Source organism: Flavobacterium sp. (assembly GCF_003525665.1).
Classification (GTDB): domain Bacteria; phylum Bacteroidota; class Bacteroidia; order Flavobacteriales; family Flavobacteriaceae; genus Flavobacterium.
Map to the genome: position 1 here is coordinate 2,432 of NZ_DQDX01000042.1, position 800 is coordinate 3,231.

Below are 800 nucleotides of genomic sequence, written 5' to 3' on the forward strand. Positions count from 1 at the left end.
CTCAAACTATTTCTCAAACTATCAAATCGCCAACTAAATTGGTACAAATGATGGCATCATAACCCAAATTAAAGGCTGATGTTATAGAAAAATCATTGAATAGCGACCACTTGCAAGGTATTCGCTCAAGTATTAAAAGTCAAATGTTATCGTTTCAATAAATGATGCTTCATGACATTGATAACAAGAATTTTGCCGCTATTTATGCGCAAACTATCGCTTACGGAATGTTTGCAGCACGTTATCACCGCCCAACTTTACCAACTTTTTCTCGTAAAGAAGCTGCATCAATAATTCCGAAAAGTAATCCAATTTTACGAAAGCTTTTTCAATATTTTACAGGTTATGATTTAGATAATAGATAATCGATTGGTTCGGATTGTAGAGGAATTGGTTTCAATTTTCCTTGCAAGTGATGTCGCAATGATTATGAAAACTTTGGTAAAAGTATCAAACAATAATACCCAGTTGTACATTTTTACGAAATCTGTCCAGGCGAATACAACCTAGCTTTGAGAAAAGCTAGAGGAGTTTGTTACACACCACAACCAGTTCTGAATTTTATAGTTCGTGCCGTAGATGATATTTTAAAAACCGAATTTGGACTAAAAGAAGGTTTTGCAGATACAAGCAAAATTATAATTAAGAATAACGCGTTAACCCAAACAGGCAAAGGTGTTAAATCTATAATTTAAGAAATTGAAACCGATATTGATGTTCATAAAATACAAATTTTAGATCCTGCAAGAGCAACAGGAACCTTCTCAGCAGAAGAATTTAATAAAACATATTTATTTGTT

General features: G+C 32.9%; 2 protein-coding genes. Both read left to right on the forward strand.

Translation table 11 applies throughout. The features are described from left to right. Positions 1–161 precede the first annotated feature (161 nt). Positions 162–365, forward strand: coding sequence for a hypothetical protein (locus DIU01_RS03120; RefSeq protein WP_290831796.1), 204 nt, complete (start codon positions 162–164; stop codon positions 363–365). A gap of 147 nt (positions 366–512) precedes the next feature. Then, positions 513–695, forward strand: a complete 183-nt coding sequence (locus DIU01_RS03125; RefSeq protein ID WP_290831797.1) for a hypothetical protein — start codon at positions 513–515, stop codon at positions 693–695. Positions 696–800: the final 105 nt, after the last annotated feature.